General features: G+C 69.1%; 20 protein-coding genes and 1 tRNA gene. 8 read left to right on the forward strand and 13 right to left on the reverse strand.

Annotated elements, in window-relative coordinates; all coding sequences use genetic code 11:
* Window positions 1-17 precede the first annotated feature (17 nt).
* The 5 genes from ACFV9G_RS03965 to ACFV9G_RS03985 all read right to left on the reverse strand — a co-directional run bounded on the left by ACFV9G_RS03965 (window position 18) and on the right by ACFV9G_RS03985 (window position 3,888).
* Complete coding sequence (locus tag ACFV9G_RS03965; RefSeq protein ID WP_350665260.1) at window positions 18-527, reverse strand: peptidylprolyl isomerase; 510 nt, start codon at window positions 525-527, stop codon at window positions 18-20.
* A 70-nt stretch (window positions 528-597) separates the two neighbouring features.
* Window positions 598-969: a DUF3817 domain-containing protein gene (locus ACFV9G_RS03970; RefSeq protein ID WP_378725073.1), complete on the reverse strand. Its 372-nt coding sequence runs from the start codon at window positions 967-969 to the stop codon at window positions 598-600.
* Window positions 966-1,829, reverse strand: a complete 864-nt coding sequence (locus ACFV9G_RS03975; RefSeq protein WP_378725075.1) for an SURF1 family protein — start codon at window positions 1,827-1,829, stop codon at window positions 966-968. Before ACFV9G_RS03975 ends, ACFV9G_RS03970 begins: the two co-directional genes overlap by 4 nt.
* A 23-nt stretch (window positions 1,830-1,852) precedes the next feature.
* A complete protein-coding gene (locus ACFV9G_RS03980) occupies window positions 1,853-2,755 on the reverse strand; it encodes a hypothetical protein (RefSeq protein WP_378725077.1) in 903 nt (300 codons plus the stop codon).
* Window positions 2,756-2,850: 95 nt separating this feature from the next.
* The gene (locus tag ACFV9G_RS03985) at window positions 2,851-3,888 is read right to left on the reverse strand and encodes a TauD/TfdA family dioxygenase (protein WP_378725079.1); all 1,038 of its coding nucleotides are present in this window, start codon (window positions 3,886-3,888) and stop codon (window positions 2,851-2,853) included.
* Window positions 3,889-4,176: 288 nt separating this feature from the next.
* Here ACFV9G_RS03985 and ACFV9G_RS03990 point away from each other — a divergent pair, with 288 nt between their 5' ends.
* Window positions 4,177-4,530 (forward strand): hypothetical protein, encoded by a 354-nt coding sequence (locus tag ACFV9G_RS03990; protein ID WP_378725081.1) that lies wholly within the window; start codon window positions 4,177-4,179, stop codon window positions 4,528-4,530.
* Between the two features lie 19 nt (window positions 4,531-4,549).
* Here the strand turns inward: ACFV9G_RS03990 and ACFV9G_RS03995 are convergent, their stop codons facing one another.
* On the reverse strand, window positions 4,550-4,969 hold the full coding sequence (locus tag ACFV9G_RS03995) for a MarR family winged helix-turn-helix transcriptional regulator (RefSeq protein ID WP_378725083.1): 420 nt from the start codon (window positions 4,967-4,969) through the stop codon (window positions 4,550-4,552).
* A gap of 188 nt (window positions 4,970-5,157) precedes the next feature.
* Between ACFV9G_RS03995 and ACFV9G_RS04000 the strand changes: the two genes are divergently transcribed.
* From ACFV9G_RS04000 to ACFV9G_RS04015, 4 genes are read left to right on the forward strand one after another with little or no spacing between them, the layout of a single operon-like run.
* Window positions 5,158-5,556: a DUF1304 family protein gene (locus ACFV9G_RS04000; RefSeq protein WP_378725085.1), complete on the forward strand. Its 399-nt coding sequence runs from the start codon at window positions 5,158-5,160 to the stop codon at window positions 5,554-5,556.
* Between the two features lie 36 nt (window positions 5,557-5,592).
* Window positions 5,593-6,093 (forward strand): hypothetical protein, encoded by a 501-nt coding sequence (locus tag ACFV9G_RS04005; protein ID WP_378725087.1) that lies wholly within the window; start codon window positions 5,593-5,595, stop codon window positions 6,091-6,093.
* A 46-nt stretch (window positions 6,094-6,139) separates the two neighbouring features.
* Window positions 6,140-6,466 (forward strand): ArsR/SmtB family transcription factor, encoded by a 327-nt coding sequence (locus ACFV9G_RS04010; protein ID WP_378725088.1) that lies wholly within the window; start codon window positions 6,140-6,142, stop codon window positions 6,464-6,466.
* Window positions 6,467-6,469: 3 nt separating this feature from the next.
* Window positions 6,470-7,084, forward strand: coding sequence for an SRPBCC domain-containing protein (locus ACFV9G_RS04015; RefSeq protein ID WP_378725090.1), 615 nt, complete (start codon window positions 6,470-6,472; stop codon window positions 7,082-7,084).
* Here ACFV9G_RS04015 and ACFV9G_RS04020 read toward each other — a convergent pair.
* From ACFV9G_RS04020 to ACFV9G_RS04030, 3 genes are read right to left on the reverse strand one after another with little or no spacing between them, the layout of a single operon-like run.
* A complete protein-coding gene (locus ACFV9G_RS04020) occupies window positions 7,057-8,391 on the reverse strand; it encodes an MFS transporter (RefSeq protein ID WP_378725092.1) in 1,335 nt (444 codons plus the stop codon). The two genes, ACFV9G_RS04015 and ACFV9G_RS04020, sit on opposite strands and share 28 nt — an antisense overlap.
* Window positions 8,388-9,227, reverse strand: a complete 840-nt coding sequence (locus ACFV9G_RS04025) for an SDR family NAD(P)-dependent oxidoreductase (protein WP_378725094.1) — start codon at window positions 9,225-9,227, stop codon at window positions 8,388-8,390. Before ACFV9G_RS04025 ends, ACFV9G_RS04020 begins: the two co-directional genes overlap by 4 nt.
* Window positions 9,224-10,579, reverse strand: coding sequence for a flavin-containing monooxygenase (locus ACFV9G_RS04030; RefSeq protein WP_378725096.1), 1,356 nt, complete (start codon window positions 10,577-10,579; stop codon window positions 9,224-9,226). Before ACFV9G_RS04030 ends, ACFV9G_RS04025 begins: the two co-directional genes overlap by 4 nt.
* Before the next feature lie 111 nt (window positions 10,580-10,690).
* On the opposite strand from ACFV9G_RS04030, the gene ACFV9G_RS04035 reads away from it, so the two are divergent.
* Complete coding sequence (locus ACFV9G_RS04035) at window positions 10,691-11,332, forward strand: TetR/AcrR family transcriptional regulator (RefSeq protein WP_378725098.1); 642 nt, start codon at window positions 10,691-10,693, stop codon at window positions 11,330-11,332.
* A 28-nt stretch (window positions 11,333-11,360) separates the two neighbouring features.
* On the opposite strand, the gene ACFV9G_RS04040 is transcribed toward ACFV9G_RS04035, so the two are convergent.
* On the reverse strand, window positions 11,361-12,128 hold the full coding sequence (locus ACFV9G_RS04040; protein WP_378725100.1) for a protein phosphatase 2C domain-containing protein: 768 nt from the start codon (window positions 12,126-12,128) through the stop codon (window positions 11,361-11,363).
* 165 nt (window positions 12,129-12,293) lie between these two features.
* Here ACFV9G_RS04040 and ACFV9G_RS04045 point away from each other — a divergent pair, with 165 nt between their 5' ends.
* Complete coding sequence (locus ACFV9G_RS04045; RefSeq protein ID WP_378725102.1) at window positions 12,294-13,001, forward strand: hypothetical protein; 708 nt, start codon at window positions 12,294-12,296, stop codon at window positions 12,999-13,001.
* Between the two features lie 110 nt (window positions 13,002-13,111).
* Here the strand turns inward: ACFV9G_RS04045 and ACFV9G_RS04050 are convergent.
* From ACFV9G_RS04050 to ACFV9G_RS04060, 3 genes are all read right to left on the reverse strand, one after another.
* Window positions 13,112-13,187, reverse strand: a tRNA-Ala gene (locus ACFV9G_RS04050).
* A gap of 17 nt (window positions 13,188-13,204) precedes the next feature.
* Window positions 13,205-13,324 (reverse strand): DLW-39 family protein, encoded by a 120-nt coding sequence (locus ACFV9G_RS04055; RefSeq protein WP_378725103.1) that lies wholly within the window; start codon window positions 13,322-13,324, stop codon window positions 13,205-13,207.
* An 80-nt stretch (window positions 13,325-13,404) separates the two neighbouring features.
* Entirely contained in the window at window positions 13,405-14,349 is a 945-nt protein-coding gene (locus ACFV9G_RS04060) for a hypothetical protein (protein ID WP_378725105.1), read from the reverse strand.
* A gap of 72 nt (window positions 14,350-14,421) precedes the next feature.
* Between ACFV9G_RS04060 and ACFV9G_RS04065 the strand changes: the two genes are divergently transcribed.
* Window positions 14,422-15,351, forward strand: coding sequence for an MBL fold metallo-hydrolase (locus tag ACFV9G_RS04065; RefSeq protein WP_378725107.1), 930 nt, complete (start codon window positions 14,422-14,424; stop codon window positions 15,349-15,351).
* The last annotated feature ends 128 nt before the right edge of the window (window positions 15,352-15,479 follow it).

Below are 15,479 nucleotides of genomic sequence, written 5' to 3' on the forward strand. Positions count from 1 at the left end.
GGTGTCGAGTCGGACAACTAGACGATCTCGAGCGTCTCGATGACGACGGGCTCGACCGGGCGGTCCATCGCACCGGTCTTGGTGCCGGAGATCGAGTCGACAGCCTTCTTCGACTCCTCGTCGGCGACCTCACCGAAGATGGTGTGCTTGAAGTTCAGCCACGGCGCCTGGCCGGTGGTGATGAAGAACTGCGAGCCGTTGGTGCCGGGGCCGGCGTTGGCCATCGCGAGCAGGTAGGGCTTGTCGAAGGTGAGCTCGGGGTGCGGCTCGTCCTTGAAGGTGTAGCCCGGGCCGCCCGTACCGGTGCCCAGCGGGCAGCCGCCCTGGATCATGAAGCCGGGGATGACGCGGTGGAAGCCGAGACCGTCGTAGTAGGGAACACCGGAGCGGCCGGCGTCGTCCGTGTACTCCTTGGTCCCCGTTGCGAGGCCGACGAAGTTGGCGACCGTCTCCGGAGCATGGTTGGGGAACAAGGTGATCGTGATGTCACCGTGATTGGTGTGGAGGATGGCCTTCTGGTCAGCCATGACCTGCCCTTCCGACATTGGGATTGGTACGGGATGTAACTCCTCGATCCTCCCACACAGAGGGTCGAGATCAGGCGGCTGAGGCCTCCATCGCGACCCGCGTCAGCTTGGTGGCGCGGTGCTCGGCCCAGAAGCTGAGCACCGGGATGGTGCCGCACAGAGCGGTGACGATGGTGAAGGGCATCGGCCAGGCCGCCTTGCGTGACAGCAGGAACGCGGTCAGCAGGAAGATCATGTAGAGCCAGCCGTGCGCGACACCGAGGTACTGCGAGATGTCGGCACCCAGCTGCCAGCCGGCGCCGCTGTCCTTGGCCAGCCACGCCGCATCGCTGACCAGATAGCCGTAGTGGAGCGGCAGGCCGATGAGGCACAGCACGACGAGCAGCACACCCACGATGGTGGCCATGATCCGATAGGCAGCCAGATTGCCGGAAAGACTCACGCCTTGGAGGGTACGTGGCTTTCCTGAGGCGCTTTCTCAGGGGTCGGCATCGTGTCCTCGCCGTCCTCGTCGTCGCTCTCGTCGCTGTCGTCGGGTCGGCGCAGGGTGTCCCGCACGTAGCGCCACCACACGTAGATCGCGAAGACGCCGAACAGCCACCACTCGATCGCGTAGAGGAGGTTGCGCAGCCCGGTCGTGGCCTCCGGCTCGGGCAGCTGCGGGGCGGGCACGTCGGCGACGTCCGTGGCGCCGTCGTTGACCGGCATCGCGCTGGCCGGCCAGTCGTCCTCGACCGGCGAGCGCACCATGTAGGCGCTGTAGAGGTCGTAGCTGGTGCGCGAGATCAGGTCGGAGACGTCCAGCTGCGGGAAGACGTTGTCGGACTTGCGGTCGTCGGCGACGTCGGTCCAGTCGCTGGGCTGCAGCCAACCGGTGACGGTGACGTGACCGCGCGGCGCGGGCGGCGCGGTGCCGACCTCGGGGGTCCAGCCACGCACGACGTAGACGGCCGACTCGGTGTCCTCGACGAGCACCGGCGTGACGGCCCAGAAGCCGATCTGAGAGCCTCGCTCCATCCCGTCGATGAAGATGGTCTCCTCGGGCATCCAGATCCCGGAGACGGTCACGGGGCGGCCGATCTGCTCCCACGGGAAGGCGTCGTTGGGGCCGATCAGGTCAGTGAACGCCTTCGGCTTCGCATGCACCAGCTGCGCGACCTGGTCCTGCTTGTCCTGCTGGCTCGACTGGTACTGCCACACCCCGAGCAGCACCGCCCCGGTCACGAAGATCACCACCAGCGCGTGCGCACCCCACAACCTGGGGGAGAAGATACTTCGCGGGGGACTCGTCTGGGCGGCCATAGCAGCTCCCAGAGTACGGGGGCCTAGTCGCAGACCGCGAATGGGACGGGTTCGCTGGTGACGAGCGTGGCGGCGGTCACCGGGTTCGTCACCCGGAACCCGATCCGTCCCGTGGCCGGATCCGCGACACCGTTGGTGAAGACCTTCTTGTACGCCGCGACCTGATCGCCCAGCTTCAGCCGGTAGAACAGGTCGTCACGGTCCTCACCGAGACGCAGGGTGGCCAGCCCTCCGCCGAACTCGACCGAGTAGGCCTCGACCGGCGCCAGCCTGGTCTTCTCCTTCGGCCCGCCCGCGGCGCAGCCGTTGACGACGTACGTCGAGGTGGCGGGGCCTCCGGCGACCGCGACCAGCACCTCCTGCGCAGCCCAGCTCTCCACGTCCGGGGTCGCGGTGTTCTTGGTGATCAGGTGGGTCTCCGGGTCGAACTTCGCGCCCTTCAGCGGGCCTACGCCCGCCTTGATCGCCTTCTCCGGCTTGACCCGGTCGGAGACCTTGATGACGTACCCGTCCTTGCCGCCGCCGGTGAACCTGGCCTCCCAGGTCACATCGGCCGCGCCCCACTTGTAGGTGTCGCGCAGGCGCTGGTCGACCCCACGCAGCAGACCACCGCTGACCTGGGCGGCTTCCTTGTCGGCCCGGTTCCACAGGTCACTCTGGCCCGCGGGGCTCGACCGGCCGGTGATGTCGTCGAGCCCGAAGAGCGACTTCACCTCGGCGTAATCGGTCACCGCCAGCGTCTTGGCGCCGGCGGGGACGAACGTCATGGCTGCCTCGACGGGGTCCATGGTCGCGGCGTACACGGGGTAGGTGTCCTCCGACGCCGCCGCCTCAGGCTTCTTCGGCTCGCTGTCGTCCCCGCAGCCGGCCAGCGCAAGGGCCAGCCCAACGGCCAGCACGCACATGCCCCATCGCCTCACGTTCACCCCAACGAGTATTCCTGATCCCTGTCACGGTGTGCGTCACGAAATAGATGGAGGCCGCAGGCGGAACGCGCCTGCGGCCTCCTTGATCCCGAGCGTCAGCGACCAGCGCCTGTGAGCTCAAGGGATGCGGGAAGAGGCTCGAGCACCGGGTCGATGATCCGCGAGGAGGCCTCGGACCGAGCGACCCGACTGCGGCGCAGGTCCTTGACGGTCGTGAGGCGGCGGAGCCAACGGTCGGTGCCGTCGTAGCGAGCCGTGAAGGGCTTGCGGCCGTGCAGCGCACGGTGGTTGTCGACGATGAGGATCTCGCCCGGGGCGAGCGCGACGTCCTCGACGTTCGCGGAGAGCTCCATGATGAGCAGCTGGAGCGCCTGGTCGGCCTCGACGTCGCCCGGCAGAGCCGCCATGTAGGGCGGGTCCAGACGGACGTCGGGGGCCTGGGGTGAGCCGGAGAGCACCGCGGTCGGCGCGGCGAGCAGCTCGGCCTCGTTGACGCCGGCCTCGCGGAGGTTGCGCAGGTGCTCGTCGTCGGGGTGGATCACGTAGCGCGGCTCGAACAGCGGAGCGTACTCAGGGCCGGTCACGTCGATCGAGCTGATGCCGACCGCGGTGGTCGGGATCATGTCCTCGTTGCGCAGAGCGATCAGTCCGAGGTGGTCACAGCGAAGGTTGCTGAACGCGTCCTCGATGTGCAGGTCGAGCACGACGTCGCTGCTGTGCCCGGTCTGCAGGCTCTCCTGCTTCTGGATCGGCAGGATGTTGTTGACCAGCTGGCCACCCTGCAGCGAGGACCAGGAGACGGCGTCACCGAGCTGAGCCATGATCAGCGCGAGCCAGAAGTCGGCCATGTGCGGCGCCTGGGCGTCGGGGTGGTTCCAGTGCGGCGGGGTGGGGCCGGCGGTCACCGGAAGCCCACTGACCACCAGGGCGTCGGTCGCATCGCCGTAGCGGAATGCGCGGATCGCCTTGGCGACGCTGTCGGGAAGCTCACCGCCGAGGAACGGCGCGGTCTCGAGGAACTCCGAGGAGACCGGGCTCTCGAACCGGGCGAGCAACGACTCCGACAGCTCGGCTGCGGCCTGGGACTCTGCTGGGGTCATCTCGACCCGGGTGACTACGGACTCTGCGCCCACGACATTGACCTCTCGGACTTTGCGGTGGAGGGGTTCGTCAGAAGCGTTTTCTGGCGCCCGCACCAAAGGGTTTCCTAAGTTCGAGACCACTTTGTTCCGCCGTACGGAATTCAAACGAGTGATAGGTCCAAATATCGAGACGATAGGTATTAGGCCCCTTGCGCAATCGCCGTGAACCTGTTTAGGGAATGTATCTCCCTTGCGGTCTGCCAGTTACCAGCAATTTGCCCGTCTGGCGCGGTTTCTCGAAGACTCACGCGGCCCGTTCCGACCCCTATCCTGAGCACCATGACAGCGATGACGCCACCGGGGACGACACCGAGAACAACGGCAGGGTTCGGTGGCTCGACGGCCGACGTGGTGCTGACGATCGTCCTGATCGTGCTCGGCTTCGGCGCGAGCGTCATGGCCAGCTTCTTCGGGGCGTTCTCCATCATGGCCAGCGATGGGTGCTTCGAGACCTGCAACTACACGATGATGAACATCGGCGTCGCGGTGATGGTCTTCACCCCGTGGATCTGCTGGCTCGTCTTCGGCATCTGGGGGTCGTCCGCCTGGCCCGCAAGAAGCTCGCCGTTCTCGTCGTGGTCGCCGGCGGCGTACTCTCGGTCGTTCTCTACATCGTCGGGATCGTCCTGCTGACGGCCACGATCGGCTGACCTCACCGGTACGGATCGACGAGCTCGCGCAGCGACGTGAGCGCCTCCCGCAGGGCTGAGGCCAGGCGGGGGCCGAGATGATCGTTCCACTCCTGCTCGACGCCCATCACCACCTCGCGAGCGCGGTCAGCGGCGTCCTGCCCGGCGGCCGTGAACCTGATCAGGCGCGCCCGACCGTCGACCGGGTCCGGGACCCGCTCGACGAGCCCTTCCCGCTCCAGCGCCGCGACCAGCACGCTCGCGGTCTGCTTGGTGACCTGGGCCTGCTCGGCCAGATCGACCAGGCGCGAGCCGTCCTCGGCGATCCGCTGGGCGAGCCGGGCCTGCGCGACGGTGATGTCGTAGCCGGCGTCCCGCATCGCGGAGATGACCCGTTCGTCCATCGCCCGGTAGGCGATGAGCATGAGCGTTGCGACGTCCATCGAACCCCTAGACCCCCTTGACCCCCTTGACAGCGTGCGGCACCCTGCTCAATATAGTCAGTAAGACTGACTATCATACCGCTCTCCGGTGTCCAGACGACCGTCTGTTCACGGGGCTCCGCCGGACGCGTGTTGCTTCCACGATCTCCACAGCCTCGCGCGCCGAGGCCCGTCCCGAGCAGGCCCACATGAACGCAGTCGCTCAGCTCAGTGCCGGCATCTCCGCCCTGATCCTCATCGCCGTCTTCCCCTTCGAGGCCTTCTTCATCCACCGCCCCGAGGTCCAGCGGTTCCTCGGGATCGAGCCGAACGGCATCCGCAACGTCCACCTGTGGTCGTTCTGCATCGGCGCCCGCAACGCTCTCGCCGGCATCGGCACGCTCGTCGGCCTCTGGATGGTGAACTTCGGCGACGAGTCCACCGGCATCACCGTCGTGGTCGTCACCTGCATCTACATGCTGCTCGCCTCGTTGTTCATGGGGATCGCCGACGCTCTCGGCTACTGGCTCCCACGCGGCGGCAGCATCCGCGGAACCGTCGCCGCCTCCGTCCTGCCCGCGGTCGCACTGATCGCGATCGCGGTCTGATAGCGGGAACGGAGCAGGACCACTACGCTCCGAAGCATGGGCGCCGCGATCGTCTCGGGACTCTTCGCCGTGGTGCTCGCGTGTCTCGCCTGGGGCCTCAAGAACGGCAGCAGACGCGCCCGGGCACTGACTCGGATCGAGCGCTACGCCCAGATTCTCAAAGAGCTTCCGTACGGTCACCCGGCTCGCGCTCATCTGGACGCGGCGCTGGCTGCTGAGGCCGAGAAGCTGAGCTCCTTGTTAGGCGCGACGCCGTCGCTGGCTCCCGCACCGCTCCCCGAGAACCCGCATGTCCTGCCCGACACCGGGCCCGCCACCATGGACGACGTCTTCGGGACCGGCGAACACCGACCGATCACCACTCCGGGCACCCCATCCCCGACCCAGCAGCCCATCCCCTCGTCGCCGTGGCCCGCTCCGCCACGCGTCCGGTCGACCCCACCGCTCCAGGCATACGCCTCGGTGGGCCTGGGCCTGCTGGCCGGCGGGTTCGCGTTGTTCGCGCTCTGGCTCGCCATCGATCATCTGGTGGGCTAAAAGATATTCCTTGACAGGAATATGCCGATTAAGGCATGTTTGATCCGTGCCCACCCGCGACGTCTTCAGCGTGATCGCCGACCCGACCCGTCGGCAGATCCTCGACCTGCTCTGCCAGCGCGAGATGGCGGTGGGCGAGCTGGTGGAGACCCTCGGGCTCGCCCAGCCGAACGTGTCCAAGCACCTGCGGACACTGGGTGAGGCGAACCTGGTCCACGTACGCGTCGACGGACCGCGCCGTCACTACCGGCTGCGTCCCGAGCGGCTCCGCGAGCTGGAGGAGTGGCTGGCGCCGTTCCGCCGGATGTGGGCCGACCGCCTGGACGCCCTCGAGCGCCACCTGGACCAGCTCGACGACCACGAGGAGGACTGAAAGATGACCGAGACGACCGAACCCCTGGGCGAGGTGCTCCGCGACGGCGAGAGGGCGGGCCTTCGCTACGTACGCCAGCTGCGCCACTCACCCGAGAAGGTGTGGCGGGCCCTGACCGAGACGGACGGCCTGCGGCACTGGTTCCCGACGGACATCGTCGGGGAGCGTGTTGCCGGAGCGCGGCTGAGTCTCCCGTTCTGGCCCGAGGGCCTGGAGCTGGCGAGCACCACCGACGCGATCGAGGAGATGGGGGTCGACCCGGACAGCTACGTCTCGGCGGGGGAGCTGCGGGTCTGGGACCCGCCCCGGACTTTCGAGTTCACCTGGGGGATGGACGGCCGCGAGGAGCTGACCGACCTGCTCCGCTTCGAGCTCGAGCCCACCGACGACGGCACCCGTCTCACCTTCGTGACCTGGTTCGGCAGTCCCACCGGGAACACCGATTCCGCCGTCGGCTGGCACGTCTGCCTGGACCACCTCGCCGGCGTCCTCGACGCGCCGGAACCGCCGGCCGACGAGGACGCTGCCGTCGTCGTCCAGCGGGTCATGGCCCGGTCCGAGGAGCTGCGACCGGCGTACGCCGCCCTGCTTCAGGACGCGGTCGAGTCGAGCTCGTAACGGCGCTGCAGCAGGATCGCGCCGCTCATCAGGACGGCGGGCACGATCGTGAACCCGACGACCACGGCCACCAGCGCCGAGTGCGGTTGGACGATGTGCTCGCCGGCGGTGCCGGACACGAAGCCACCGAGGCCGAGAACCCCGGCGTACAGGTAGGGCCCGAGCGCGGTGCCGAGCGCCTCGGTCGCCGTCCAGGCACCGGTGTAGGCGCCCGCACGGGAGACCCCGGCGGAGCGGGCGGCGTCCACGGCGTCGGGGACCATCGAGAACGCGAACAGCTGCAGGCCTGCGAACGCGACGCCGAGCGCGACGACCGCGGGAGCGGTGACCGCGATCCCGACCGCCGCGCCGGCCAGAAGGACCAGCGAGCCCACCACGAAGATGGACTGGCACAGCAGCAGCCCGCGCTGCTTGCCGATGCGGCGCGACACCGCCCGCCAGACCGGCCCCGCGACCAGCGCCGGACCGAGGAACAGGCCCATCAGCAGCGCCGTCAGCTTCTTGTCGTCGAAGATGTGGTCGGTCACGAAGGGCAGCGCGGCCAGGAACAGATGGGTCGTCGTACCCGTCAGCAGGTAGGACAGCGCGAGGAACCGGAAGTTGCGGTCGCGCCACGCGACCCGGAGGTCGTCGAGCACCGAGTGCGCCGACCCCGTCTCCGGAGGCCGCACCCCGCACTCGGCGGTGAGCCGCCGGACCCCCCGGATGGCGACGAACGCCGTGATCACGATGACGACCCCGAGGGCCACGGCCATCTGGGCGTACGCCGCGCGGCTGCCGGACGCGGTCAGGGCCGGGGCGATCACCCCCGCGCTGAGCAGCCCGACGGTCAGGAACGCCATCCGGTAGACGAAGACGCGGGTGCGCTCGTGGTAGTCGATGTCGAGATCGGACGCCGTCGTCAGGTAGGGCACCTGGAAGCTCGCGAAGAGCAGGTTGCCGACGACCAGCCAGCAGCAGACCCAGGCGGCAGCCGACCAGCCCTCGAGGCCACCGGGAACGGCGAACAGCGCGGCCATCGCGACGCCCAGCAGGGCCCCACGGGTCATCATCGAGCGTCGGTGTCCCTGCCGTACGGCCTCGCGATCCGAGCGCGAGCCGAGCAGCGGGTGGACGATCACGTCGATCACCTTCGGCGCGAGGATCGTCAGGCCCGCCAGGAACGGCGCGACGCCCAGCACGTCGGTGAGGAAGTAGAGGAGCAGCAGGCCCGGGACGGTGACCCATACGCCCATCCCGACCGAGCCGACGCCGTACTCCGACAGGGTGCCGACGCGCGCGCGACGCACCGCCGGCAGCGTGGTCATGCCATCTCCCGGTGGCGGCGCACGACGCCGACGGCGAGGTCGGCACCCTCGAAGGCACCGGCCCGCGCACGCTCGGCCAGGGTGCGCCGCACGATGCGGTCCGACACGGCCGGCAGGTGGCGGGCGATGAAGAACTCGAGCGCTCCCCTGCGCGTGGTGGTGACGTCGCGGCGTACGCGGGTCGACATGGCCGCGCGGACGATCGCGTCCACGACACCCTCCAGCGGCTCGTAGCTGCTCATTCCCTCGAGAGAGAGCCCCGCGGCCGCGGTCGAGTCGTGGATCGGGCTGCGCACCGCCGACGGATAGACACAGGTGACCCCGACATGGGTGCCGAGCTCGTGGCGCAGCGCGTCGGCGTAGGCGACCATCGCCCGCTTGGACGCGCCGTACGCAGCGGCCAGCGGCAGCTGGAGCACCGCCATCCGCGAGGCGACCATCACCACCCGGCCACGGTCGGCGACGAGCGCGTCGACGCAGGCCGCGGTGACCCGCCAGGTGCCGACGAGGTTGATGTCGAGCTGGCGGCGTACCTCCTCGCCGGGAGGCAGTTCCGCGGGCGCCGGGCCGCCGATGCCTGCGTTGTTGACGAGGATGTCGAGCCCTCCGCCCAACTGCCCGACGGCCTCCTCGACCGCGGTCGTGACGCTCGCGTCGTCGGTGACGTCGCACGCGACGACCGGATAGAGCTCGTCGCCGGTCGGGCGGATGTCGAGCCCGACGACCTGCGCCCCCTGGGCCACCAGGCGGGCGCCCAGCGCGCGGCCGATGGTGCCGGAGGCTCCGGTGATGAGGACCCGCTTGCCGCGTACGTCCTGCCGGTTCTGCCTGCTCATGCGCGCGACTCCTCGCTGGTGACGGACGGGTTCCGGGCCGGGCCGACGCGGCCCGTGCCGGACGCGATCTCCCGCGGGACCGCGGCGACGTACTGGTCGAAGTCGATGCGCATCATCGGGCGCTTCGCGCCCCACCGCGCCAGCGCCGCGGCGTACGCCTTGGTCACCGCGGCACGTTGCGCGGCCGGGGCGGGAAGCCCGTAGCGGCCGCTGAAGCAGGCCGCGACGAGCTTGGCCTGAGCCTCGACGACCGGCAGCGCGGCCCCGGTCGACTGCATCAGGCCGGTGAACGCGAGCGTCGGGTCCTCGAGGTGGAAGACCCGCATGAACAGCGGCATCGACTCCGGGTCCTCGCCCGTCCACTCCGTGCCGAGGAACGGCAGGCTGACCCGGTAGCCGGTGGCCCAGACGATGACGTCGACCTCGTCCGTGCTCCCGTCGGTGAATTTGACGGTGGCGCCGTCGAAGCGCTCGATCCCCGGCCGCGCGACCACCTCGCCGTGGGTCAGCCGGTGCAGGATCGTGTCGCTGATCGTCGGGTGGTTCTGGAACAGTCCGCCCGCCGGCGCCGGCAGCCCGTACGCCTCCGGCCGGCCCACCGCGACCCGCAGCATCGTCTCCGCGATCCGCTGCCGGAGACGCCAGGGGAGTCGCGCGAGGGCAGCCCCGGTGGCATCGGCCGGACGGCCGAAGAGGTACTTCGGCACGATGTGGGCACCGTGCCGCGCCGAGAGCAGCACCGGCCCGTCGCTGACGTGGGATGCGTCGACGGCGATGTCCATCGCCGAGTTGCCCATCCCGACCACCAGCACGCGCTGACCTGCGAAGACGTCAGGCGAGCGGTAGTCGTGCGCGTGCATCTGGTGCCCGGCGAAGTCACCGGGGTAGGCAGGCGACGGCCAGCGCGGGTCCCAGTTGTGGCCGTTCGCGACCACGACCGCGTCGAATGCCTCGGTGGTGGTCGCCGCTCCGTCCGGGCCGGTCGAGGTCACCTCCCACCCGTCGCCGGTGCGGCGTACGCCGATGACGGTGGTGCCGAAGCGGATCCGCTCGGTCACCCCGTGCTCGTCGGCATAGGACTTCAGGTAGCCGGCGATCATGTCCGCCGAGGGATAGTCCGGCCAGTCGACGGACATCGGGAAGTCGACGAACTCGGTACGGCCCTTGCTGGTGTTGAGGTGGAGGCTGTCGTAGGCGGGCGACAGGCCGCTCGCGTTGTCCCGTGCCCACAGCCCGCCCGGACGGTCGCCGCGCTCGAGCACGGTGACGGACAGGCCCTCCTCGAGCAGCGCCTTCGCCGCGGTGAGGCCGGCCGCGCCGGCACCGATCACCGCCACCTCGGTGATGTCCATGAGCCCTCCTGGGTATCTGATCGGGCGTCAGTCAATCGCATGATGGAGAGCTGGACAAGGCTCTTCCGAGGATTTCTCCAACAAGTGATGGAGACGGTTATCCTCGGGACCATGAGCCAGCGCGCCGACGACACCCACAGTCGAGAGCGGATCCTGGTCGCCGCGACGGATCTGTTCGCGGAGCGCGGCTACGACGCCACCAGCACCCGCGCGATCGCGGACGCCGTCGGGCTCAACATCGCCACCGTCGCCTACCACGTCGGCAGCAAGCCACAGCTCTATCGCGAGGTCATGCGCCGCGCCCACGAGGCCCAGCGCGCGGTCGTCCTCGACGCACTGAAGCATCTGGAGTCCACGGGCCCGACCCCTGCCGAGACCCTGGCCGGACTGATCGACTTCGTCGATGCGTACCTCGCCTTCTGCCTCGAGCACCGCGAGGTTCCGGCGCTGTGGATGCGACGCTGGCTCTCGGAGGGCAAGGACCTCATCGAGTTCGAGAGCGACCTCGCCGGACCGCTGATCGCCGAGGTCGCGGGCGCGGTGCGGACCGCCCTGGCACGCGCCGGGATCGGAGCCGACGTCGACGTCGAGATGCTCGTCTTCACCATCGTGTGGACCGCGCACTCCTTCGCCCGGGCCGGCATCATCGATGCCGCCGGCAACCGGGTCGCCACCGACGACGCCGCGACCCTGGACCGGTTCCGCGACCACCTGCACACCGTTCTCGACAGGATGATCCCGACGCCGGGCTGACCAGGCCGAGAGCCCCGCGTACCTGAGGTCACACGCTGCCGACGAGGCGGCAGAGCACGGCAGTAGCGTCGTCGTGCCGTTTCCCGTGAAACCCGGTGGCGGCGACCTCGTCGGCTTCTCGCGTACGCCGCACCAGCTCCTCCGGGCCGATCTCGAGGATGCCGAGCAGCTGCTCCCAGGTCCGGCCGTGGCGCTCGACGAGCGTCGCAGCCCCATCGGTCAGCACGGCGATCGAGCGGACCTGCTGCGAGCCGAGGTCGATGCCGCCGGTGACGGCATGGCGAGCGGCTTCCGGCACGGTGCTGGCGACCCAGAACCCTTCGTGGGTGTTGCGAGCCGCGCCGAACGCGGCCACCGAGTAGTCGTCGAGGTGGTCGAGCCGGTCGTCCGTGATCTGACGGATGCTGCCGTCGGCCATCCGGAACACGACAAACGAGTCCGCGAGGGTCAGATAGTCCGCCCGTCCGCCTCGCACGCGCAGGAGGGCAACCGTCGAGGAGGGGCTGTTGGGGTCGTCGAGGTCGCAGGTGTCGGTGTGAGCGTCGCAGACCTGCTCGATCGCGCGCTCGAGGATGCTTGCGAGATCGGCGTTGCCGGGCGCAGTGATTCCCTCAGCCAGCCGGAGACCCAGCTGGCGCACCAGCCACGGCACGTCATGGATGCAACCGTTCTCGAGCCCGGCGACGGGTGTCGCCCCGTCGAGCACGATGACGAAGTCCTGCCCGACGAGCACGAAGTCCTCGTTGACCTCGTGGGTCGGAGAGACCTCGGTGTAGACCTCGCTGCTGATGCTCACTCGGCAGCCTCGATTCTGGTGGAGCGTAGGGGACTCGAACCTAACCCTGCTCTACGAGCGCTGTTGGGGTTCTGTGTGCCGAATTCACAGACGGATACCTGCTGGGGTGTTTCAATGCAGGCGCGCCGCACGTTGCAGCGCGCCTCGACGTCGAAGGAAGACCCCATGCTCCGCAAGTTCACGCTTGCTGCCGCCGCCCTCGCGCTCGGCGCAGCGACCCTGTCGTTCGGCGGTTCCGCGCAAGCAGCGACCACCCCATCCGTCAATGTCACCAGCGCCTGCCAGGGCGGCGCTGGTGTCATCACCGTCGGCGCCCGGCGCTCGCCCACCGGTGGCACCATCGGAACGACCGTGATTCGTGACGTGAAGAGGCCCAACTGGTCCGGATTCACAATGGTCGGCAACAGCGACCCATCCTTTCCGTCGACCGAGCCAGAGATGCTCCACCCGGTCGACGGCGTCGTACGCGACACCACGAAGTCCACCCGCGCCTGGCCGAAGCCGGTCATGGGCCTGTACTTCTCGGGCGACTACTCGGTCCTCTGCGTCGGAAGCGTCGACCAGAACCCCAACCGAGTCATCGGCATGGGCCCGTCCTCCCAGATCACCGTGCGCCGCGACTCCGGCGTCGTCCGGGTCGACGGCGAGGCGAACCGACTCGGCAAGTACCGCCTCACCGTACGCCTGTGGACTCCGGCCGGCTTCCAGGAGAAGTCGAAGGTCGTCAACGTCGGCGTTGACACGAACATCGGCGAGTTCCGGCACCGCTTCACCGGCTTCCAGCGGACCAACAAGTTCACCAAGGCCGTACTGATCACAAAGAACATCCGAAGCGGCAAGACCACCACGGTCACAGTGCGACGCACGTTCTGATCTTCACTACTGCTCGTGGCCCCGTCGATCCGGCGGGGCCACGATGTCTGAGCAGGCTCAGCGTATTGGCCGAATCGGCCTGGTCGCGAGGCGGAAACCAGCCTCTGACCTGGTGGAGCGTAGGGGACTCGAACCCCTAACCCCCTGCTTGCAAAGCAGGTGCGCTACCAATTGCGCCAACGCCCCGGACGGGTGTCCGTCGGTCAGTTCACCTTGTCGGTCGCCGCGGCCCAGTGACCCTTCTCGGGGTTCGACTGGTCGAGCTTCTTCTTGGCGAGGATGATGCCGGCCGCGGCCAGCAGTACGAGGACGAACTTCTTCATGTCATCTCCTGCGGGTCGTGGTGAGCATTGCTGCCCGTTAGACCTGGAAAGCGTACCGGCCCGCCCTGAAGCGTACGAAATCAACCGGCCTCGGGATCGGGCGCCAGGCCCAAGGAGGCGATGGGGGTACAGGTCATGTGGGTGCTCGCCCACATCCGGCCGGTCAGGATCCCGAACCCGCGCGCCGAGGGCCGGCTGTAGGGGGAGGCGCCGGACTCGTAGGTGGCGATGAGCTCGCCCGAGACCTCGACGATCGCCTCGGCCATGTTCGGGAACTTGAACTTGCGCCGGACCGCGCCGACACCGCCGTCGGACCTCCGCTCGCAGACGAAGATGGTGCTCGGGCGGTGACGCCCGAACGAGGAGGAGAAGACGTACTCGTCGCGGCGCACGACGACGCCCTGGACCTTGGGCGGGGTCGTGGTGGAGACGACCGGCTCGGCGAAGTCCCACTCGCCGTTCTCACCCTTCGCGTAGGCGAACAGCGTCTGGTTGCCGAAGCCTCCCACGTAGAGGCGATCGCCACGGATCCGGCAGTAGGAGCCGGCCGCCACCTTCGCCGGCGCCTCGATCGGCTCGACCTCGGCGGCCTTCGCCGCCTCACGGATGGCCGAGAGCGAATAGCGGTAGAGCCGACCGGCGCCGCCCGCACCCTTGGAGACCCAGACGTCGTCGCCGTCGATCGCGACGCCGCCGGCGTGCCCGGGGCCGGCCTTTCCGTTGTAACCGACGAGCAGCACCTCGGCCGCGGACTTGCCGCTCTTCAGGTCGACCAGCACCAACGCCGAGCCGTTGTCGTGGGAGTAGTAGCTCTGGGCCAGCAGGTTGGTCTCGGGGTCGTAGCCCAGCCCCTGCGGCGTCCAGTCGTCGGCGCCACCGGTGGCCAGCGTCATGGGGATGAGCGGGCCGACCCGCCCACCCAGCCGCCGGCCCCACCTGTCGGTGCGCTTCATCCCGCCCCGGACCCATCGGCGGGTCCTGCTCGGGATCGAATCGAGGTCGAACGGAAGGTCGATCTTCGTCATGACGGTGATGTTCGCACGCGGTTCCTACCCTGGTCGGTTGGCCCGCCGTCCTGTGGTCGGTACGTTCCCTGTGTGACCAGCGATCTCACTGCTACTCCTGTCACCCCGACGGCCCGCGAGATGGTCGGGGCCCTCGGTGGATTCGGCCGCGGCCTGCTGCGTCCCCGCCGCCCTGACCAACGGCTGCTCTCCTCGATCACCGACGCCGGCCTGCCCCCGGGCGACCGAACGGTGACGGTCAGCACCATGCCTCAGGTCCCGCGCAGCCTGCCCGCCGGTGGCCTCATCGAAGGCGCCGGCCTCCGCCGGCGCGTACGCAACGCGATGACCTGCTTCGTCATCAGTCATCCCGAGGCGACGTTCGTCGTCGACCCCTCCTACTGCCGCGACGCCCCCGAACGAGCCCTGAGCGAGCTCCCGGCCATGCTGCGACGCCTGGTCACGCCGCCGACCGACACCATTCCCACCATCGACTCGCTGCGAACGGCGCTGGTCGAGCCGGACTTCGCACTTCCGACCCACGCCCACTGGGACCACGTCTGCGGCCTCCTGGACCTCCCCGGTCTCCCGGTACGCCTCCGCACCATCGAGCGCGACTGGATCCTCGGCCCCGGTCGCCCGCCCGTCGGCGGAGTGCGCCCGGCCCTCACCGATGGCCGGCCCGTGGAGACGTACGACCTCGACGGCCCGCCCGTCGCGACCTTCACCGCCTCCCACGACCTGTTCGGCGACAGCTCCGTCCTGCTCGTGGAGCTCGCCGGCCATACGCCGGGCAGCGTCGGGGTCCTCGCCCGGACCGCCTCCGGCTGGGTCCTGATCGCCGGCGACGCTGCCTGGCACTACGACCAGGTCGACCTGATCCGACAGAAGCCGGCCTTCCCCGGGGACCTCGTCGACGAGGATCGCGACGCCGCCTTCGCCACCCTCCACCGCCTGCACCTGGCTCGCCATCTGATGCGGGTCGTCCCCACTCACGACCACGACGCGTCCAGCCGGCTCTGAGCGGCGGACGGTGGTCATCCGCCCTGGTACGGAGAGACCTAAGCCACGTCAACGAGCGGCGTTCGTCCCTGCCGGTTCCTCCCCGGGGTGCGATGTGCTCGAGATCGGGGATGTGAACCTCCGGACGC

Origin of the sequence: Nocardioides sp. NPDC059952 (assembly GCF_042730435.1) — a bacterium.
In the GTDB taxonomy this organism is placed as follows: Bacteria; Actinomycetota; Actinomycetes; order Propionibacteriales; family Nocardioidaceae; genus Nocardioides.